This window comes from Bradyrhizobium sp. USDA 4369 (assembly GCF_054056435.1).
Map to the genome: position 1 here is coordinate 5,814,816 of NZ_JBSRYH010000001.1, position 19,673 is coordinate 5,834,488.

The following is a 19,673-nucleotide window of genomic DNA, read 5'->3' on the forward strand; positions in this document are numbered from 1 at the left end:
GTTGTCGGCTCACATCAACCCAGGGAGCACACCATGCCTGCAGACAAAGACCTCAACGAGCTCTTCCTCGATACGCTCAAGGACATCTATTACGCCGAGAAGCAGATCCTGAAGACCTTGCCGAAGATGGCCAAGGCGGCGCAGTCGGAGAAGCTGGCGGCGGCGTTCGAGAAGCACCAGGAGGAGACCGAAGGCCAGATCGAGCGTCTCGAGCAGATCTTCGAGCTGCTCGGCAAGCCGGCCCGCGGCAAGAAGTGCGACGCCATCGAGGGCATTATCGACGAGGGCAAGGAGATCATGACGGAGTACAAGGGTACGGCGGCGCTGGATGCCGGCCTGCTCGCCGCCGCGCAAGCGGTCGAGCACTACGAGATCTCGCGCTACGGCACCCTGAAGTCCTGGGCCAACAAGCTCGACCTCAAGCAGGCCGTCAAGCTGCTCGACCAGACCCTCAGCGAGGAGAAGAAGACCGACGAATTGCTGACCAAGGTCGCCGAGAGCGAGGTCAATTACGAGGCTGCTGCTTAAAGCGTTCGTCGTCTCACCACATGGCCGCCGCCAGCGCTGCGATCAGCGCCGGCGGCGTTGCCACGAGTCCGATCTTCAGGAATTGCCAGGCCGACACCTGGATCTTCTCGCGCCGCAACGCGGTCAGCCACAGGATGGTGGCGAGCGATCCGGTGACGGAGATGTTCGGGCCGAGATCGACCCCGATCAGGATGGCCCGGACGACCTCGTGAGGCAGGTGATCGCTGGCGGCGACCGAGCCTGCGACCAGACCGACCGGCAGATTGTTGGCGATATTGTCCGCGACAGCCGTGATCAGGCCGGCGGCCCACGCCGTTCCCGCCGGCGAGGCGGTAACACCCTGGTGCAGCCAGGAGCTGAGCTGGCCGATCGCGCCGGCGCGGCTCAAACCCTCGACCATCACGAAGAGTCCCGCGACCAGCGGCAGCACGCCCCACGACACATCCTTGACGACCGGCCATGGCGATTGCCGGCCGGCCAGCAGGATCGCGGCCGCCGTGACCACCCCGCAGACGAAGGTCGGCAGCCCGAGCTGGATGTCGAGCGCCGAGGCGGTCAGCAGCACGGCTGCGATCGCGAGGATGCCCATCGCCGCGAGCCGGCCTTCGCGGCTGAGATGCGGCTTGTCGACATCGGTGCGCAGCTTCTCTGCGCGCAAGGCACGGCGCTGCGTTAGCCACAGCGCGGCATAAGTGAGGGCAATGGCCGCGATCGAGGGCAAGGTGAACTGGCGCAGCCACTCCGTCAGGTGCGGCATGCGCGCGCCGAACACCACCAGATTGGCCGGGTTGGAGATCGGCAGCACGAAGCTCGCGGCATTGGCGATGAAGGCGCAGACAAAGAGATACGGCAGCGGCGAGGCGCCGGCGGCGCGCGTTGCGGCATAGACCGCCGGGGTCAGCACGATCGCGGTCGCGTCATTCGAGAGCAGCACTGTCACCAAGGTGCCGACCGCATAGACCAGCAGGAACAGCAGTTGCGGCGAGCCGCGTGCATGCTCCACCGCATAGGCGGCGAGATAGTCGAACAGTCCCTCGCGGCGGGCGAGCTCGGCGATCAGCATCATGCCGATCAGGAACAAATAGACGTCGAGACCCTTGCGGATGCCGGCGAGCGCGTCCGTTGTGGTGATCAGGCCGAGCGCGACGAGCAGGATGGCGCCGGCCACGGCCCAAACGGCTTCGGGCAGCCGAAACGGGCGGATGATGACGCCGGCGGTGGCGGGGATGATGATGGCGTAAGCGAGCCAGGGATCGTGCAGGGACATGGTCAGCGCTGGATAGAGCAAATCATTCGGCGGCGATAGCGGGCGACGGAACGGGGCCCGGCTGTGATGCGGCGGCTCCGCTGCTCTCCGGCAGCAGCAGCCAGCACGCGATCCATGCGAGCGCGGCGGTCGCTCCGAGCGTCAGGAAAGCGGCACTGTAGCCGGCCTGGACCACAACAAGTCCGGCCAGCGCCGTCGAGAGCGCCGCACCGATGCTCTGCGCGGTGATGACGGCGCCCTGGGCAACGTTGAAGCGGCCGGTGCCGCGCATCAGGTCGGCTACGATCACCGGCATGATCGCGCCGAAGATGCCGGCGCCGACGCCGTCGAGCAGCTGCACGCAGACCAGCCAGGCTTTGTCGTCCGACAGAGTATAGAGCGCGGCGCGGAGCGGCAGGATCATGAGCGCCGCCAGGAAGAAACGTTTATGGCCCCAGCGGTCGGCGCGGGCGCCGACCAGGAGCGCCATCGGCACCATCACGAGCTGCGCCGCGGCGATGCAGGCCGACATCAGGCTGGTGCCGAGATTCTTGTCCTGCAGTGTGAGCTTCTGCCCGACCAGCGGCAGCATCGCTGCATTGGCGAGATGAAACAGCGCGACGCAGATCGCAAAGATCAGCAGAGGCCGGCAGGTCAGCAGAATGCTGAGACCGGACGGCTGCTCGTCTGGTTGCTTGGCATCGTCCGCTTTGTGATGGGACAGGCCGCGCGCGACCTCATGGTCGATGGCGCGCGCGGGAATGGCAAGCACGCTGACGAGGCTGCCGACCGACATCAACGCCATGAGGTAGAACACGGCCGATGGTCCGAGTGCGTAGGCGGCCGCGCCGGCGATCACGGCGCCGACGGCGTTGCCGGCGTGATTGAAGGTCTCGTTGCGGCCGATCCGCGCCGTGAACGCGCTGACACCGAAGATGCCGAGCGAGACGGCGGCGATGGCTGGGGCGAAGATCACGCCTGCGGCATGCGCGATGCTCTGCGAGATCGCCACCGGCCAGAAGCTCGACATCAGCGGCAGCAGCAATGACGCCGCCGTGACGATGAGCGCCGCTGCGATCATGATCACGCGCTTGGCCCTGGTGGCATCCACCATTGCGCCGGCCGGGGTCTGCGCCACGATGCCGGCGATGGTGGCCAGCGACATCACGAGGCCGATCGAGGCCTCGTCCCATTTCTGCTCGGTGAGCAGATAAATCGCGAGATAGGGCCCGAGGCCGTCGCGCACATCTGCCAGGAAGAAATTGGCGGCGTCGAGTGCGTGGCCGGCGCCTGCGAGCTCTTTACTGCTTTCGGAATCCGTCATGCCGCCCCGTTGCGCGTGATCAATCGAAACCGCGCTGCACGGGTGTTGGTTCCGCGCCACCTCGTGCGCCGGAGCCGAATCGTGGTCCACAATGTGGTGAGGGGGTAGGTAGAGGTTTCCGCTGCGCTCACCGCGGCAGCGGCGCCTTCTCGGTCATCGCCTTGCGCAGGATGCGTGACAGCGACTCGACCGAATAGGGCTTCTTGATCAGCTCGAAGCCGTGATGGGCATTTTCCGCCAGCACGTGGCTGTAGCCCGACGTGAGCACGACGGGCAGGCCGGGATAGCGGTCGCGGATGATGCCGGCGAGTTCGAGTCCGTTGATGCCGGGCATGATGACGTCGGAAAACACCAGGTCGACCGCGAACTCGTCGGTCTCCAGGATCGCCAGCGCATCATGGGCGTTGGCGACGCGGCGCGTGACATAGCCGAGGTCCTCGAGCAGTTCGGTCGAGAACTGGCCAACCTCGTCATTGTCCTCGACCACGAGCACGCGATAGCCGCGGCCGATGGTGGCGGGCTCGCTGCGCGCATGTCCGGCCTCCGGACCGGATTGTGGCGCCGTCGCCTGCGGCAGATAGATCGTGAAGGTCGCGCCCTGGCCGAGCCGGCTCTCGACCGCGATATCGCCTTCCGACTGCTTGGCGAAGCCGAAGGCCTGGCTGAGGCCGAGGCCGGTGCCCTTGCCCACCTCCTTGGTGGTGAAGAACGGCTCGAAGATCGCGTTGAGATGCTGGGGCGCAATGCCGGCGCCGGTGTCGGTGACAGAGATCGCGATGAAGGCGCCAGGACGCGCGCTCTGCCCGCGCAGCGCCGGCAGCGTGTCGGTGCTGCGCATGCTGATCGTGAGGCGTCCCTCGCCATTCATGGCGTCGCGCGCGTTCACGGCGAGGTTGATCAGCGCGGTCTGGAATTGCGCGATGTCGGCCAAGGTGAACAGGCTGGTCTCGGTCACCGCGAGCTCGATCTGGATCCGGCTGCCAACCAGCGGGCGGATCAGCTGCACGACGCTTTCGACCTGCTCGCCGACATTGAACACCTGCGGCGTCAGCGGCTGCCGGCGCGCGAACGCCAGCAGCTGCCCGGTCAGCTTCGAGGCGCGCTCCACCGTCTCCGAGATCGCGTCGACATAGCGCCGTCGCCGTTCTTCCGGCAGATCGCGGCGGCGCAGGAAGTCGGTGGCCGAGCGGATGATCGTGAGCAGATTGTTGAAGTCGTGCGCGACGCCGCCGGTGAGCTGGCCGACCGCCTCCATCTTCTGGGATTGCCGCAGCAGCTCCTCGCCCTGGATGCGCTCGGTGATGTCGACGGCTTCGGCGACCGCGCCCATGATCGCATCATGCTGGTCGAACAGCGGCCGCATCGACAGTTCGAAGTGGCGGTCGCCATTGGCGAAGTCGAGCCGCACCTCGGTGCGGAAGCTGTCGCCGGCGAGCACCCGCGCAAACGCCTTGCGCAGCATCTCGCTCACGCCCGGCGTATGCACGAACCAGGGGCCGTCCCACAGCGGATGGCCGATGACATCGACGCCGCCGGCGCGCATGCTGTCGACTGCGATGCGGTTGACATGCGTGATCCTGCCCTCGGTGTCGAGGATGGCCTGATACTGATTGCTGGTGTCGAAGATGGCGCGCATCCGCGCCTCATTGGCTTCGAGCTGCGCGGTCCGCTCCCGGATGCGCTCTTCCAGCGTCTCGTTGATACGGCGGAGTTCGATCTCGCCTTGCTTGGCGGCGGTCACGTCATGGGCGACGCCGATGAAGCCGATGTGCCGGCCGTTCGCGTCCCAGCGCGGCTGCGACTCCGAGCGCAGCCAGCGCCAATGCCCGTCGGCCCGGCGATAGCGCGCCTCGAGGAAGAACGGCTTCAGCGAGCACTCGCCCGTCTGCTGCTGGACAAGAATGCGCGGCAGGTCCTCGGGATGCAGCGCCTTGCGCCAGTCGAAGGCGAGCGCCTCGTCGTGAGACAGGCCGAGGAAATCGACATAGGCGCGATTGACGAAGGAGCGGGTGCGGTCGAGCCTTGTCAGCCAGATCGGCACCGGCGCGCTGTCGGCGATCAGCCGGAAACGCTCCTCGCTCTCGCGCAGTTTGGCCTGCGCGAGCATCTGGTCGGTGACGTCGATATGCGCGCCGACCAGGCGGATGGCACGGCCATTCCAGTCGCGCTCGATGCGCGCGATGACGCGGATCCAGCGGATTTCGCCGTCGCTCGGCCGGATGATGCGGTATTCGGTGGTGTAGTCTTCCTGCTTGCTGTTGACCGCGGCGATGAAGTCCTGCTCGGCCTTGATGCGATCGTCAGGATGGACCCGGTTGACCCAGTCCTCGTGGGTCTCGTTGGCAGCCTCGGCTGGCAGGCCGTGAATGATCAGGTATTCGGGTGAGCGGCGGTTGCGAAAGCCTTCCCGGAGATCGACCTCGACGCCGCCGACCCGCGCGATGCGCTGGATGCGTGCCAGCTCTGCCTCGCGCTCCTGCAGCGCCCGATAGGCCTGGTCGCGATCGCGCGCGATCTCCTCGATATGCTGGCGCAACTCGGCCGCGCCGGCAATATCGGGGACGACTTCGTCTCGTGGCGCGTCCGCGCTGTTCATGCTGACCTGCATCGGGAAGGCAAGCGGTCGCCAGACCATTTCACCGCAGGTGTTCGGAAGCGTGGCGACATTGGGTTGAGGGACAGCAGATTGGCCAGCGATTGGGGCGGACGAACGCCCGCAGGACGAAAACGTTGAGGCAGATAAAAAGTTCCGCAGCCCCGGAACGGACTGTTACTGTCATGCGTCGTCAGGCGCTAGACACTGCAACGCGTAGGTCCATACCGTGAAGCTCTTCGTCTGTCAGGCCTGCAAGAATATTCTGTATTTCGAAAATCGCAGCTGCGGCCGCTGCGGCCATCGGCTCGCCTTTATGCCGGAGCGCCAGACGCTCTCGGCGATCGAGCCGGCCGGCGAGGGCTTTCGGACCTTGGCCGACGGCGGCGAGGGGAGGTTCTTCTGCGCCAATGCGGAGCACGACGCCTGTAACTGGCTGCTGGAAATCGGCGAGACCGCCGGCTTCTGCCGCGCATGCCGGCATAATGGCACCATTCCCAACCTGTCGGACCCGGCGCAGCTCGCCGGATGGCGCGAGCTGGAGGTGGCCAAGCACCGGCTGTTCTATTCGCTGATCCGCTGGAAACTGCCGGTGAAAACCCGGATCGAGGATCCCGAGCATGGCCTGATCTTCAACTTCCTGGCCGATGACCCCGCCGGCCAGCAGAAGGTGATGACCGGCCACGACCACGGTCTGATCACGATCGCGCTGGCCGAAGCCGACGACATCGAGCGCGAACGGCGCCGGCTTGAAATGGACGAGCCGTACCGGACCTTGCTCGGCCACTTCCGCCACGAGGTCGGCCACTATTTCTGGGACGTGCTGGTGCGCGATGCCGGCAGGCTCGAGGAATGCCGTGCGATGTTCGGCGATGACTCGCAGGACTATGGCGAGGCGTTGAAACGCCATTACGACGACGGCGCGCCGGCCAACTGGCAGGACAATTTCGTCTCGGCCTATGCGACCACCCATCCGTGGGAGGACTTCGCCGAAACCTGGGCGCACTATCTGCACATCGTCGATACGCTGGAGATGGCCTCGGAATTCGGCATCGAGATCGATCCGCCCGCCGACCAGATCGGCGGGCTCACCGCGCGCGTCACCTTCGATCCCTATGTGGCTGATGATTTCGATCTGATCGTCAACGCCTGGCTGCCCTTCACCTTTGCCATGAACAGCGTCGCGCGGGCGATGGGCGCCCGCGATCTCTATCCCTTCATCCTGACACCGCCGGTCATCGCCAAGCTGGGCTTCATCCATGAGCTGGTGCGGCAGGGTGTCCGCGCCAAGGCGGCGGCCGCGCCAAAGCTGCCGGCCGGCCAGCAGCAGGAGGAGATCGGGGCGGCGTGATCCGGCTTGACTCCTGAGAACATAAAGTGAACATGGTGGCTGACCGGAAGCGAGGGGCTGCCGCCACGCCATGCCGTCTGAATCCCATGCCAAAACCGATGCCATGACCGAGCTCAGCGAAGACCTTGCGCTGGACGCCGCCATGGATCAGGCGATTGCAGCCTGTGGTGGTGACCTCAGGGCCACCATTCGCGCGTTGATTGTTGCAAATGATTATCTTGAGACTGAGGTCACCGAGCTGATGAAGGCGGTGTCGCACGCCTATGCTCGCGGACGTTTCCACAGCTATTCCGGGTGACGGGACGCGGCGGGGCTGGCATGCCTGACCGTCTGCATCCACGGGATGACAGGCAGGTTGCGCGCGGCCGATTTTGCTATAGACGAACCGGTCAAGCTCGCGGTCCATGCGCCTGCGTCGCGAGCGGGGAGCCCGCCCAAAGGTATCAAGAAAAAACATGTTCAAGACCATTCTGATCGCGAACCGCGGCGAGATCGCTTGCCGGGTCATCAAGACCGCCCGCCGTATGGGAATCAGGACCGTTGCGGTCTATTCGGAAGCCGATCGTGATGCGCTGCATGTCGAGATGGCCGACGATGCCGTGCTGATCGGGCCGCCCGCCGCCGCCGAGAGCTATCTCCTGATCGACCGCATCGTCGACGCCTGCAAGAAGACCGGCGCCGAGGCGGTGCATCCCGGCTATGGCTTCCTGTCCGAGCGCGAGGCGTTTCCGCGGGCGCTGCAGGACAATGGCATCGTCTTCATCGGTCCCAACCCCGGCGCCATCGCCGCGATGGGCGACAAGATCGAATCGAAGAAGGCCGCCGCCAAGGCCAAGGTCTCGACCGTGCCAGGCTTCCTCGGCGTCATCGAGGACGACAAGCACGCCGTGCGCATCGCCGACGAGATCGGCTACCCCGTGATGATCAAGGCCTCCGCTGGCGGCGGCGGCAAGGGCATGCGGATCGCGCATTCGACCGCCGAGGTGGCCGAGGGCTTCAACCTCGCCAAGGCCGAGGCCAAGGCCTCGTTCGGCGACGACCGCGTCTTCATCGAGAAGTTCATCGTCGATCCCCGCCACATCGAAATCCAGGTGCTCGGCGACAAGCATGGCAACGTGATCTATCTTGGCGAGCGCGAATGCTCGATCCAGCGCCGTAATCAGAAGGTCATCGAGGAGGCGCCGTCGCCGCTGCTCGACGAGGAGACGCGGCGCAAGATGGGCGAGCAGGCGGTCGCACTCGCCAAGGCGGTGAACTACGATTCCGCGGGTACCGTGGAGTTCGTCGCCGGCCAGGACAAGAGCTTCTACTTCCTGGAGATGAACACCCGCTTGCAGGTCGAGCATCCCGTGACCGAACTCGTCACCGGCATCGATCTCGTCGAGCAGATGATCCGCGTCGCAGCCGGCGAGAAACTTTCGCTGGCGCAGAAGGACGTCGCGCTGACCGGCTGGGCTGTCGAATCCCGCGTCTATGCCGAGGACCCGTTCCGCAACTTCCTGCCCTCGATCGGCCGCCTCGTGAAGTATCGTCCGCCGGCCGAGAGCAAGGCGGATGGCATCACCGTGCGCAACGACACCGGCGTGCAGGAGGGTGGCGAGATCTCGATCTATTACGATCCGATGATCGCCAAGCTGGTCACCCACGCGCCGTCGCGCGCCGCCGCCATCGAGGCGCAGTCGACCGCGCTCGACGCGTTCTATGTCGACGGCATCCGCCACAACATTCCGTTCCTGTCGGCACTGATGAACCATCCGCGCTGGCGCGAGGGCCGGCTGTCGACCGGCTTCATCGCCGAAGAGTTTCCCAAGGGCTTTGCCGCGCGTGCGCCGGAAGGCGAGATTGCGCGCCGGCTCGCGGCGGTGGGCGCGGCGATCGATCACGTGCTCGGCGAGCGCAAGCGCCAGATCTCTCAGCAGATGATCGGCCGGCCGGTGAAACGTCAGGGCCGCCGCGCGGTGTGGCTCGGGCGTGACGAGATCCTGCTGGATATTGCCAGGGACAACGGCGCGATCACGGTCCGCTTCGTCGGCGCCGACGGCAAGGTCGGCGCGCCGCATCAGCTGGCCTCCGACTGGAAGCCGGGCGATGCGGTTTGGCACGGCACCATCGACGGCGCGGAAATCGCGGTCCAGACGCGGCCGATCCCGAACGGCGTGCGGCTTGCGCATCAGGGTGTCGAAGCGCCGGTCTACGTCTATACCGAGGCCGAAGCCGCCGCGGCGCGGCTGATGCCGGTCGTCACCGCCGGCGACAGCGGCAAGAAGCTGCTGTGCCCGATGCCGGGCCTGGTCGTCTCGATCGCCGTGACCGAAGGGCAGGAGGTCAAGGCCGGCGAGACGCTGGCCGTGATCGAGGCGATGAAGATGCAGAACGTGCTGCGCGCCGAGCAGGACGGCACCGTGAAGAAGATCCACGCGACTGCCGGCGCCACGCTGGCGGTCGACGCGCTGATCCTGGAATTTGCGTAGTTAGTCTAACCGAAGTCATTGCGAGCGAAGCGACGCAATCCAGGGCTCAGCATGCGACTCTGGATTGCTTCGTCGCTCCGCTCCTCGCAATGACGAGAGGGGAGTCCGGGATGACCTTCCGTTCACGCCGAGACGCCTTGCGCGCCATCCTCGCCAGCGAGCGCTGCATCCATCCCGGTTCGGTCTATGACGCGATCTCGATCAGGATCGCTGAAGACCTTGGCTTCGAGCTCGGCATGTTCGGCGGCTCGGCCGCGTCGCTCGCCGTGCTCGGCGATCCCGACATCGCGCTGATCACCTTGACCGAGCTTGCCGAGCAGATGCGGCGGATGTCGCGTGCCGCGACGCTGCCGGTGCTGGTCGATGCCGATCACGGCTACGGCAATGCGATGAACGTGCGCCGCACCGTGCAGGAGCTCGAGGCCGCCGGCGCCGCCGGCCTGACGATCGAGGACACGCTGCTGCCGCAGGCGTTTGGGGCCGCCAAGCCGCAGCTGATCTCGTTGGCCGAGGGCATCGGCAAGGTGAAGGCCGCGCTCGAGGGCCGCGGTGATCCTGCGCTGGTCATTCTCGGGCGGACCGGCGCTGTCTCCATCACCTCACTCGACGACGCGATCGCGCGCGCCAGGGCCTATGAGGCCTGCGGCGTCGACGGGCTGTTCTTCACCGGCGTCACCGCGCGCGATCAGCTCGACGCCATCGCCGCTGCCACGACCTTGCCGATCGTGCTCGGCGGCGCGCCGGAGGATATGTCCGATCTCGGCTATCTCGCCGCGCGCCGCGTCCGCGTTGCGCTGCAAGGCCATGCGCCGATCGCGGCCGCGACGCAGGCCGTGTACGAGACGCTGAAGGCGCTGCGCGGCGGCGCCGCGCCCAAACAACTGAAGGGCCTGCCATCGGCCGAACTGACCGCACAAATGATGCGCGAGGCCGAGGTGAAACGGCGCCTGCGCGTCTATCTGGAGCCGGGATCATGAGCAATCATGCGATCGCTCACGTCACGGTCCGCGGCCGGGTCCAGGGCGTCGGCTATCGCGCCTGGGTCGAGGACCAGGCCATCCTGAACGACCTGGAAGGCTGGGTGCGCAATCGCTCCGATGGCAGTGTCGAGGCGGTGTTTGCCGGCCTCGCCGATGACGTCACGGCCATGGTCGCGGCCTGCCACAAGGGACCGCCGGCCGCGCGGGTGAACGCGGTGGTGGCGGAGCCGGGCACGGCCGACGAGCTCGCGCTGCGACGGCCCGGCGAAGCCTTCTCGGTGCTGCCGACGCTTTAGTTGGCGAGACCAGGCCGCCGCTCAGGCCGCCGAAATCACCAGCGCCTGAATCCGCCCTTCGACCGGTCCGCTGCCGAACCGCCGTTCAAGTGCATCCGCCACGATCTGCGTCGCCGCGGCCAGATCCAGTGTCCCGCGCGCCTCGATCTCGCCGCGCATCGGCGTGCCCTGGCAGTAGGCGGTGGCGGGGGGCTGCGGCGAGCCCGCGCGGCTGCGATGGGTGACGGTGTCGATCTCGACGTCGGTGAAGCCGGCCTCGTTCAGATCGGCCGTGATCCGCGCCGGGTCGAAATAGCCGTGCGGCGTCCGGGTGAAGAATTGCGGCGGGTCGTCGGGAAAGATCTGCTGCAGCGTCTCATGCACCACATGAGCGAACTCATTGTCCTCGATCCGGTCCCAGACATTGAAGATGAAACGGCCGCCGGGCCGCAGCACGCGGCGTGCCTCGGCGTAGCCCTTGATGCGGTCGGGGAAGAACATCACGCCGAACTGGCATGCGACGGCGTCGAAGCTCGCATCGGCAAAGGGCAGGGCCAGCGCGTCGGCCTGCTGCCATCCGATGCGTGCCGCATCGCCAAGATGCGACTTCGCCTGCATCAGCATCGGCTCGTTGAGATCGGTCGCGGTGATCCTGACCTCCGGCGGCAGCCCGGCGTGCAGAGCCCTGGTGACCGCGCCGGTTCCCGCCGCCGTCTCCAGCACGTCGCGAGGCTGGCGACGATCGATCCGCGCCGCGAGGTCCTGGGCATAGGGCGTGAAGATCAGGGGAACCAGCAGTTCGTCGTAGATCTGCGGGATCGATCCGGTGAAAGCCTTGTCGGATGCCGTCATGGCTTGCTCCTGTTCCAAGGGGCGGGGGGCGATCAGGCGGTCATCGCCGCCGGCGAAAGGGGCCCCTTCCTCTCCGTCTTGCCAATCAGCCGCGCGGTTCACAGCAGAACCGCTCTTGACATCCGTGCTCATCAATCTGATATTTCTGTTATGACAGAAATATCAGGCAAAAAGAAACTTCCTCCCGCCGTCGAGCGCTTCATCCTCAATTGGGGCGACATGGGCGATCAATGGGGCGTGAACCGCTCGGTGAGCCAGATCCACGGCCTGCTGTATCTGGCGGAGAAGCCGATGACGGCCGAGGACATCGCCGACACGCTCGGCATGGCGCGCTCCAACGTCTCCAACTCGCTAAAGGAGCTGCTCGCCTGGGATCTGATCCGCCGGGTGCCGATCCTCGGCGACCGCCGCGACCATTTCGAGGCGGAGACCGACATCTGGGAGGTGGCGCAGCGGATCGCGGCGGGACGCAAGGAGCGCGAGATCGATCCGGCGATTGCGGCGCTGCGCGCCTGCGTGGCGGAGGCCGCCGGCGATCCCGGCATCAGCCCGATCGCAAGCAAGCGGCTGAAGGACATGCTGGCGTTCACCGAACTCGTCGACCGCTGGTACGTGCAGATGCTGAAGGTGCCGCGGCCGCGCCTGGTCGCGCTGATCAAGCTCGGCGAGAAGATTGCAAACCTGCTGCCGTCGGGACGGTCCCGGTCCGGCAGCGATTAGTCGAGGAGGGCGCCATGGTGAGCCTACGACATCTCGGACTTGCAGCGCCCTCCAACGCCAGGCTCCAAGACGATCACAGATTTCGCGCGCTGCTGTCGCCCGAGGATTGGGGTCGCCTTCCGGTGTCGATCTGGCGCCGCTTTTCCAAGCGCCTCGCCGAGGGGGCGACGGCGGTCTATGTCGGTGAGATCGACCAGGCCGAGATCAGTTCCGCCGGCTTCTGGTTCGCGCAGCTCGCACGGTTGATCGGCGGACCGTTGCCGACGCGCGCGGATCTCGGCGTGCCGATGATCGTCGCGGTGACCGAGGATGCGGCGAGCGGCGGCCAGATCTGGACGCGCATCTGCGGCCGTCCTCACGGCTTTCCGCAGGTGATCCATTCGGCCAAGCGCTTCGCCGGTCCGACCGGGCTCGAAGAGTATCTCGGCTGGGGTCTCAGCATGAGCCTGCGCGTCTGCGTCACCGATGGCGCGCTCGTCTTCCAGAGCGCCGGCTTTACCTTCGAATTCGCTGGTCGGCGCTTACAGTTGCCAGCCTGGCTGACGCCCGGTGATCTCACCGTGACACATGCCGATCTCGGCGCCGGCGCCTTTCGCTTCACGCTGGAGATCATCCACCCGCGCTTCGGGCGCATCATCCGCCAGAGCGCAATGTTTCGGGAGTCCGCGCCATGACGCCGCTGCTCTGGTCCCTGATCGCCCTCCAGATCGTGATGGGCGTGTTCGATACCTTCTATCATCACGAGTTCACCGAGCGTCTCGCTTGGCGGCCGTCCCAGCAGAGCGAGCTCAAGCTGCACGCCGTCCGGAATCTGCTCTACGCGCTGCTGTTCGCCATCCTCGGCTGGTGCGAGGTGCATGGGCTGTTTGCCGCGCTGGTGCTCGCGGTGCTGGTCGCGGAGATCGCGATCACCTTGACCGATTTCGTCGAAGAGGATCTGACCCGCAAGCTGCCGCCGAGCGAGCGCATCAATCACACGCTGCTCGCGATCAATTACGGCGCCATCTTGATGCTGCTGGTGCCGGTGCTGATCGACTGGACGATGCAGCCTTCTGCCATCGTGCCGGCCTATGCTGGCCTGTTGAGCTGGATCGCGGCCGCAGCCGCGATCGGCGCCGCTCTGTGCGGGCTGCGCGACGTCGCCGCGGCACGGCGGCTGGCACGGATGTCGCTGCCTGATGCCGCTGAACTGTTCGCCGCGTCGCCGCCGGCGCAGACGGTCCTGGTCACGGGGGCCACCGGCTTCATCGGTACGCGGCTGGTGGCGGGCCTCGCGGCTTCAGGCCATCACGTCATCGCGCTGGTGCGCGATCCGGCCAAGGCCAATGCGTTGCCGCCGCCATTGACGCTGATCACCAGCCTCGACCAGATCGCGTCCGACACCCGCATCGACGCGATCGTCAATCTCGCCGGGGAGCCGATCGGCAACGCGGCCTGGACGGCAGCGAAGCGCGAGAAGATCCTGCGGTCGCGCCTTGCCACGACCGAGGCCGTCGTGGCGCTGATCGCACGGCTCGCGCGCAAGCCGCAGGTGCTGGTGAACGGCTCCGCGATCGGCTGGTACGGCCTGTGGCAGGACCAGCCGCTGACGGAATCGGCGAAGGCGCATGACTGCTTCAGCCATGAGCTCTGCGAGGCGTGGGAGCAGGCCGCCCGCGGCGCTGAAGCCCATGGGACGCGCGTGGCGCTGCTGCGCATCGGTCTCGTCGTCGGCCGCGACGGCGGCGTTCTGTCGCGCATGCTGACGCCGTTCGAGTTCGGACTCGGAGGTCCGCTTGGTTCCGGGCTGCAATGGATGTCCTGGATCGAGCGCGACGATCTGATCCGGCTGATCGCCCATGTCATGGCCACCGACGCAATCACCGGACCCGTCAACGCAACGGCGCCGCTGCCGGTGCGCAACGGCGCCTTCACGACCGAGCTGGCGCGTTGCCTGCGGCGTCCGGCGCTGCTGCGCGTTCCCGCCGGCCTGCTACGCCGGATCGGCGGCCAATTCGCTGACGAGCTGTTGCTCGGCGGTCAGCGCGTGGTGCCGAACAAGGCGCTATCGACCGGCTTTGTGTTCCGTCACCAGAGCCTGCGGAGCGCGCTCGAGGCGATCCTTTGAGCCGTCCTAATCTTTGACCCGGCTAAGCGTCAGGAGCGTTCGGCGCGCGCCATCGTCACCGATGGCAGCTCGCCGAACGTGGCGCGGTAATAGCGCGCGAAATGTCCGGGATTGGCAAAGTTGCAGGCGGCGGCGGCCGCCGCCACGGTGACGGAGGGATCGCCCGAGCGCAGCATCTCGTGCGCGCGGCGCAGACGGACGGATTTGGCAAATGCAATCGGCGAATAGCCGCGGACGCGTTCGAACACGCGGAAGATCGATCTGGCGCTGACGCCGGCCTCGCGCACAAGGCGCTCGATCGTGATCGGCTCGCGCCAATTGGCTTCGATATAGTCCTCGAGCCGCTTGACCAGACCGAAATCCGGCATCGGGGCCGGATCGATCAGCGCGTCGCGGAAACGATGGCGGCTGGCGCAGAGGAAGGCGACCTGAACGGCTTCTTCCAATTCTCGGTAGACGGCGGCCGGGAAGGCGGCATCCTGCTCGTTGAGCTGGGTGCCGAGGAAATCGAGCAGCCGCAGCAGGCTGCGGGCGTGCGGGTCGTTGGCCGGAATCGCGGAGCCGATGGCATAGTCGGCGCGCGGCTGCACGCCGACCAGCGCCGCCAGCCGTTGCCGCAAGGCCTGCGGTTCGAGACGCAGAGTGAGACGGCGATGGCCGCCCTGGCAGGCCATCTGCCAGGGGACGCCGGCTGGCGCGACGGCGATCTGCTGCTCGGTGACGTCGGTCGCCTCGCCGCGGGCGCAACTGACCGCGCGGCCTGTCATGGCAATCTGCACCCTGATGAAGTCGGCGGCGCGGTGGTCGCTGACCATGTCGCAGCTCGTCGCGCCGAAAGCGAGCCCGATGCTGTCGAGCTCGATCAGGTTGACGACGGCTTCGAAACGGTTGGCGCTTCTGAAATCGATGCGGTCGGCGCCAAGCAGACGGCTGCCGAGATCGCGCAGCAGTTCGGCGTTGGAGGTTCGGATCAGAGCGTGGCGGTGCAGCGGTTCCAGGCCGAATTTGCCCGGCGCCGGGCTCGGCTGTGGTGCGGCGCTGACGATGTCAGCTGCAGCTGCGGTCAAGAGACGGTTCAAGCCGCTGCTCCTGAACTCCGGGAATTAACCCATGCTACAGGACAGCGGGTCGCCGTCAACTAATTCGCGTGCGATGCGCTTCGCAATGCCGCAGCCAGCGTCCGCAGCGCTGCACGTTTGGCAGCATCGCTGACCTTGGCGTGGAGAATGACCTTCGATCGCCCTAGCCTGGGCAGGCCGAGGGCTGGCCCGACATCGACGAGGCCGGGTGGCGCGATTCGCCTCGCCAGGGGCGCGATCGCGAGTCCGGCCTGTGCGGCGGCGGCCACAGCAGCGACACCGCCGCCGACAAAGCTCTCGACAAAGGGCAACCGCGCTTTGTCGAGCGCGCGAACCGCGATGGCGCGGACCCCGCAAGGAGCGGCCAGAGTCGCCAGCGGCACGGGACTTCCCGACGCAAAGCCGAAGCGCGGGCTCGCATACCAGCCGAACTCGTCCTCGGCCAAGGTCTCGCCGCCGCGCCGCGAGGCCTCCTGCCGCACGATGACCGCATCGAGCGTGCCCGCATCATAGAGATCGAGCAGGTCGCGCGAGAACCCGATGCTCACCGACAGGGCCAGCTCCATCGTGCTGGCCTGGAATTGTCGCAGCATCGGCACCAGCTCCGGGCCGGCCGCATGATCGCTGATGCCGAGCGACAGGCGGGGGCGGATGCGGGCAGGGCCGGCCACGGCAAGATCATGCGCGGCCACGAGCGCGCGCGCGTTCTCCACGAAAGCCGCCCCCTCGGCGGTCAACCGGACCGCGCGCGGCGAACGCTCCAGGAGACGTTTCTCCAAGGTAGCCTCCAGACGCTGCAGCTTCAGGCTGACGGCCGCCTGGGTGGTGCCGAGCGCTTCCGCCGTCCGCGTGAAACTCTGCAGGTCGGAGACCAGAAGAAAGGCGCGGACCGCGCCGATGTCGAGCGAGATCTTCATTATAAATTCTTATCATTGATATCATCAGCTATAGCATACCGAAATGATGGCGGAAGGGCTAGGTTCTTAGGGCGGTGGCGGCGTTGCCGCCCTGAACGGAGAAACCCCGATGCCTCTGATCAACATCGTCTATGCCAGCCAGCGTCGCTCGCTTTCGCTGAAGCGGGAGATCGCCGATGCCGTGACCGCGCTGACGGCAGAGATCCTGCGCAAGGATCCCAAGGTCACTGCCGTCATCGTTTCGGAAGCCGATGCGGCGGACTGGTTCGCCGGCGGCGCCTCGCTGGCCGAGCAGGGGCTTGCCAGCTATTGGATCGACGTCCACGTCAGCGAAGGCACCAACACCAAGGACGAGAAGGCCGCCTATCTCGCGGCGGCGTTCGACCGCATGGCGTCGCTGATCGGCCCGCTGCATCCCGAGACCTATCTGCATGTCGACGAGGTGAGGGGAGATGCCTATGGCTTCGGCGGCCTCACCCAGGAGCGCCGCTATGTCGCGGCCCGGCTCGGTGTGCCGGCGCATCAGCGCGAGGTCTGAGCTAGGCCGTCGCCGGCAGGCTGGCGCGGGTTGCGCCAAAGACGCTCTCGAAGGCCTGCCGGAGCGCGAGGTCGATATCGGTCAGCGTGACCGGCAGGCCGAGATCGACCAGGCTGGTGACGCCGTAACGCGGGTCGGTGACCCCGCAAGGCACGATCGCCTGGAAATGCGCCAGGTCCGGCTCGACATTGATGGCGATGCCGTGGAAGCTGACCCAGCGCTTCAGCCGCACGCCGATGGCGGCGATCTTGTCCTCATATCCTTCGCCCTTGTCCGGCCGCCGGACCCAGACGCCGACGCGGTCCTCGCGCCGTTCGCCGCGCACATTGAAGGCGTCGAGCGTGCGGATGATCATCTCCTCCAGCGCCGCGACATAGGCGCGCACATCCGGCCGGCGCCGTTTCAGGTCGAGCATGACATAGGCCACGCGCTGTCCAGGACCGTGATAGGTGACCTGGCCGCCGCGCCCGGTCGCCACCAAAGGAAAGCGTGGATCGCGCAGGTCTTCCGGCTTGCCCGAGGTGCCCGACGTGTAGACCGGCGGGTGCTCGAGCAGCCAGACCAGCTCCGGCGCCTCGCCCGCGGCGATCGCGGCCGCCCGCGCCTCCATGAACGCGACGGCCGCGGCATAATCCACCCGCGAATCGGAGATGCGCCAGTCCACGGCATTGCCGGCAGGGCCTGCGAAGGTGGTCAGATCGAGCGTTTCGCGGCTGTTAACCATTGGCTAACCACAACATGGTGATGTCTTCGGTAACGGAATCTAGTCGTGACTTCGGTGGTCCTGCAGTGTCAACCCTCGACAAAGTGACAGTCGACCTGATGGTCGTTCTCGGCACCTGTTCTATGCCTATCCACCAGGTTCTGCGCCTGTCGCGAGGCGCCATCATCGAGCTGGACGCCACCGAGGCCGACGACGTCAAGGTGCTCGCCAACAACCTGCCGATCGCCAATGGCGTCGTGCTGGTCGATCGCAACCGCATTGCGGTGGAAGTCAAGGAAATGCTGCCGCGGTCGCCCACGGCGCATTCGCGCTAGCGGACCGGCGGAGCAAAAAACCGTCCACAATCCCGGATTTAGGGCCTGTGCGGCCCTTGTCCCCCCGGCATCGATTTGATACACGGGCGCCACTGATCCGGTGCCTCTCTCTTCTGGTTCCGGCTTCTCCTTAGCGCTCGTGGCGGAATTGGTAGACGCGCTGCCTTGAGGTGGCAGTGGGTAACACCGTGGGGGTTCGAGTCCCTCCGAGCGCACCAAGCCCACACATAAACATCTGTAAAATCTGCGCTTTTTCCAAAAATTACTACGCAAAGTTACTGCTCTGTTCTCCCTCGTCGTTCCCGGGGAGTTCCCATCGGGGATCGCGAGGAAGTCATCGAGCGATTGGCTCTGATCGAACGCCACGACCTTGTCCATTCCGCTGATGCGGAGCTTTTCGCGATTTGCCTTTGCGATGTCGTGCGCGGGCATCTTGGCGGTCCGGCCAAACAGGGCCATCATCTGGCGTTCGGTACAGTCCGCATAAGCCGCCACTTCCGCTCAGGCTTTGCGAAGCCTGGGGCAGCTTTTCTTCGGCTCGTTGACACCGGCGAGGACGGCGTACTTTTTGAACTTCATCGCCCATGCCTTTTTGTTCATCGGCAGCACGCGCCCATTGACCAATTTGCCGGTGAAGACCTCCGCGCCGATGAGCCCGTGAGCGCGAGCCGCCCGGAGGCTTTCGGCGAATTCCGGGTGGACGGGCACAGTGGCGATTTGCGCGGCGTATCTTGCGCACGATCCGACGCAGGTGAGGCGGCCCAAAGCGGTGGGCGTCTCCTCGTCGCAGAAGGGCGTAATGGAGGATGTCGAACATCAGCCGCGCCTCGGTGCCGAGCGGCCATTTCGCGCGATAGAGGGCCATATCCTCCTCGGTCCAGGGGACAAGCCCACCGGTCTCGCGGCTGGCTTTTGCCTTGCCGGACCTCACCCCAATGGTCGGGTCGCCGTCCGAATGGGCCCTAAGAACATTCAGGCGCCGAAACCCTTCCAAGCTGAACGCACCGAGCTAGTGCGGCTAAATGGCCACGATAGGAAGTGTTGGTAGAGCCTCAGGGATTTGAACGTGCTCGTCGACCGTTTCAGCCAGCTGATGCTGGTGACCCTGATCTTCCTCCAGATCCGGTGTGGCTCGCAGCGAGGCCCGTTACGGAAGGTGGCACCAAGGCTCGAACGGGCCCTGTGGTATTCGCCGGTGTGGTTTCAATCGCTATATTGAAGATCGGCCGGTATTGAGAGCTGCCAATCGATCGGTACGGCGCCGAACCCGGGCCGATCGAGCGTCGGTTCGTCGAATAACAAGTTGACGCTGACGTCGAACACGGCGTGTGCCCTGCCGAACCACGGCTTCTTCAGCGCTTTGCGCAACTCGATTCTGCCGCTGGCGCGTTGGCTCCGATAGAGGATATGCATGCTGGCGATTTGCAGACCGGCGGCCGGAAATTGCTCAAGGACGAACGCCTCGCGCTGCGGATCGAAATTCGACCCGAGATCGACGAACAGTGTCTCCGTCGAGCCGGTATCGTAGGTGAAGAACCGGCGCGGTGTGACTTTTTTCGCAACCAGCACTGTGCTCTTGCCCGGGATCAGTTCGAGGCGCGCCTCATCATGCGGCAAAGGCGTTTCGCTCAGCTGCGAAGCCGCTGCCAGCATG

General features: G+C 66.0%; 20 protein-coding genes and 1 tRNA gene. 12 read left to right on the plus strand and 9 right to left on the minus strand.

Going from position 1 to position 19,673, the window contains the following annotated elements; genetic code table 11:
- Positions 1–33 precede the first annotated feature (33 nt).
- Entirely contained in the window at positions 34–528 is a 495-nt protein-coding gene (locus tag ACVIJ6_RS26460; RefSeq protein ID WP_456775101.1) for a YciE/YciF ferroxidase family protein, read from the plus strand.
- Positions 529–541: 13 nt separating this feature from the next.
- Here ACVIJ6_RS26460 and ACVIJ6_RS26465 read toward each other — a convergent pair whose 3' ends face one another.
- The 3 genes from ACVIJ6_RS26465 to ACVIJ6_RS26475 all read right to left on the minus strand — a co-directional run bounded on the left by ACVIJ6_RS26465 (position 542) and on the right by ACVIJ6_RS26475 (position 5,694).
- Positions 542–1,795: an arsenic transporter gene (locus ACVIJ6_RS26465; RefSeq protein WP_456775102.1), complete on the minus strand. Its 1,254-nt coding sequence runs from the start codon at positions 1,793–1,795 to the stop codon at positions 542–544.
- A 22-nt stretch (positions 1,796–1,817) separates the two neighbouring features.
- The gene (locus ACVIJ6_RS26470; protein ID WP_456775103.1) at positions 1,818–3,098 is read right to left on the minus strand and encodes an MFS transporter; all 1,281 of its coding nucleotides are present in this window, start codon (positions 3,096–3,098) and stop codon (positions 1,818–1,820) included.
- A 127-nt stretch (positions 3,099–3,225) separates the two neighbouring features.
- On the minus strand, positions 3,226–5,694 hold the full coding sequence (locus ACVIJ6_RS26475; protein WP_456775104.1) for a PAS domain S-box protein: 2,469 nt from the start codon (positions 5,692–5,694) through the stop codon (positions 3,226–3,228).
- Between the two features lie 226 nt (positions 5,695–5,920).
- On the opposite strand from ACVIJ6_RS26475, the gene ACVIJ6_RS26480 reads away from it, so the two are divergent.
- From ACVIJ6_RS26480 to ACVIJ6_RS26500, 5 genes are all read left to right on the plus strand, one after another.
- Positions 5,921–7,042, plus strand: a complete 1,122-nt coding sequence (locus ACVIJ6_RS26480; RefSeq protein WP_456775105.1) for a zinc-binding metallopeptidase family protein — start codon at positions 5,921–5,923, stop codon at positions 7,040–7,042.
- A gap of 70 nt (positions 7,043–7,112) precedes the next feature.
- Positions 7,113–7,340 carry a hypothetical protein gene (locus ACVIJ6_RS26485; protein WP_456775106.1) on the plus strand — a complete coding sequence of 76 codons (228 nt, stop codon included), beginning with the start codon at positions 7,113–7,115 and terminating at the stop codon, positions 7,338–7,340.
- 157 nt (positions 7,341–7,497) lie between these two features.
- Positions 7,498–9,513: an acetyl-CoA carboxylase biotin carboxylase subunit gene (locus tag ACVIJ6_RS26490; RefSeq protein WP_456775107.1), complete on the plus strand. Its 2,016-nt coding sequence runs from the start codon at positions 7,498–7,500 to the stop codon at positions 9,511–9,513.
- Between the two features lie 110 nt (positions 9,514–9,623).
- A complete protein-coding gene (locus ACVIJ6_RS26495) occupies positions 9,624–10,490 on the plus strand; it encodes an isocitrate lyase/PEP mutase family protein (RefSeq protein WP_456775108.1) in 867 nt (288 codons plus the stop codon).
- The gene (locus ACVIJ6_RS26500; protein WP_456775109.1) at positions 10,487–10,789 is read left to right on the plus strand and encodes an acylphosphatase; all 303 of its coding nucleotides are present in this window, start codon (positions 10,487–10,489) and stop codon (positions 10,787–10,789) included. Before ACVIJ6_RS26495 ends, ACVIJ6_RS26500 begins: the two co-directional genes overlap by 4 nt.
- A gap of 21 nt (positions 10,790–10,810) precedes the next feature.
- On the opposite strand, the gene ACVIJ6_RS26505 is transcribed toward ACVIJ6_RS26500, so the two are convergent.
- Positions 10,811–11,620, minus strand: a complete 810-nt coding sequence (locus ACVIJ6_RS26505; protein WP_456775110.1) for a class I SAM-dependent methyltransferase — start codon at positions 11,618–11,620, stop codon at positions 10,811–10,813.
- Positions 11,621–11,770: 150 nt separating this feature from the next.
- Here ACVIJ6_RS26505 and ACVIJ6_RS26510 point away from each other — a divergent pair, with 150 nt between their 5' ends.
- From ACVIJ6_RS26510 to ACVIJ6_RS26520, 3 genes are read left to right on the plus strand one after another with little or no spacing between them, the layout of a single operon-like run.
- Entirely contained in the window at positions 11,771–12,340 is a 570-nt protein-coding gene (locus ACVIJ6_RS26510) for a GbsR/MarR family transcriptional regulator (RefSeq protein WP_456775111.1), read from the plus strand.
- 14 nt (positions 12,341–12,354) lie between these two features.
- Positions 12,355–13,014, plus strand: coding sequence for a DUF4166 domain-containing protein (locus tag ACVIJ6_RS26515; protein ID WP_456775112.1), 660 nt, complete (start codon positions 12,355–12,357; stop codon positions 13,012–13,014).
- Positions 13,011–14,447 (plus strand): TIGR01777 family oxidoreductase, encoded by a 1,437-nt coding sequence (locus ACVIJ6_RS26520; protein WP_456775113.1) that lies wholly within the window; start codon positions 13,011–13,013, stop codon positions 14,445–14,447. Before ACVIJ6_RS26515 ends, ACVIJ6_RS26520 begins: the two co-directional genes overlap by 4 nt.
- Before the next feature lie 29 nt (positions 14,448–14,476).
- Here the strand turns inward: ACVIJ6_RS26520 and ACVIJ6_RS26525 are convergent, their stop codons facing one another.
- Both ACVIJ6_RS26525 and ACVIJ6_RS26530 read right to left on the minus strand, forming a co-directional pair.
- Positions 14,477–15,526 (minus strand): AraC family transcriptional regulator, encoded by a 1,050-nt coding sequence (locus ACVIJ6_RS26525; RefSeq protein WP_456775114.1) that lies wholly within the window; start codon positions 15,524–15,526, stop codon positions 14,477–14,479.
- Between the two features lie 59 nt (positions 15,527–15,585).
- Positions 15,586–16,443, minus strand: coding sequence for a LysR family transcriptional regulator (locus ACVIJ6_RS26530; RefSeq protein ID WP_456775115.1), 858 nt, complete (start codon positions 16,441–16,443; stop codon positions 15,586–15,588).
- Between the two features lie 109 nt (positions 16,444–16,552).
- Here ACVIJ6_RS26530 and ACVIJ6_RS26535 point away from each other — a divergent pair, with 109 nt between their 5' ends.
- Positions 16,553–16,981: a tautomerase family protein gene (locus ACVIJ6_RS26535; RefSeq protein WP_456775116.1), complete on the plus strand. Its 429-nt coding sequence runs from the start codon at positions 16,553–16,555 to the stop codon at positions 16,979–16,981.
- 1 nt (position 16,982) lies between these two features.
- Here the strand turns inward: ACVIJ6_RS26535 and lipB are convergent, their stop codons facing one another.
- A complete protein-coding gene (gene lipB, locus ACVIJ6_RS26540; protein WP_456775117.1) occupies positions 16,983–17,705 on the minus strand; it encodes a lipoyl(octanoyl) transferase LipB in 723 nt (240 codons plus the stop codon).
- Positions 17,706–17,770: 65 nt separating this feature from the next.
- Here lipB and ACVIJ6_RS26545 point away from each other — a divergent pair, with 65 nt between their 5' ends.
- Together ACVIJ6_RS26545 and ACVIJ6_RS26550 are read left to right on the plus strand one after the other, a co-directional pair.
- Positions 17,771–18,019: a FliM/FliN family flagellar motor switch protein gene (locus tag ACVIJ6_RS26545; RefSeq protein ID WP_041750832.1), complete on the plus strand. Its 249-nt coding sequence runs from the start codon at positions 17,771–17,773 to the stop codon at positions 18,017–18,019.
- A gap of 133 nt (positions 18,020–18,152) precedes the next feature.
- Positions 18,153–18,237: transfer RNA gene (locus tag ACVIJ6_RS26550), tRNA-Leu, on the plus strand.
- Between the two features lie 283 nt (positions 18,238–18,520).
- On the opposite strand, the gene ACVIJ6_RS26555 is transcribed toward ACVIJ6_RS26550, so the two are convergent.
- Together ACVIJ6_RS26555 and ACVIJ6_RS26560 are read right to left on the minus strand one after the other, a co-directional pair.
- Positions 18,521–18,784, minus strand: a complete 264-nt coding sequence (locus ACVIJ6_RS26555; RefSeq protein ID WP_456775118.1) for a hypothetical protein — start codon at positions 18,782–18,784, stop codon at positions 18,521–18,523.
- Positions 18,785–19,222: 438 nt separating this feature from the next.
- A complete protein-coding gene (locus tag ACVIJ6_RS26560; protein WP_456775119.1) occupies positions 19,223–19,672 on the minus strand; it encodes a hypothetical protein in 450 nt (149 codons plus the stop codon).
- Between the last annotated feature and the right edge of the window lies 1 nt (position 19,673).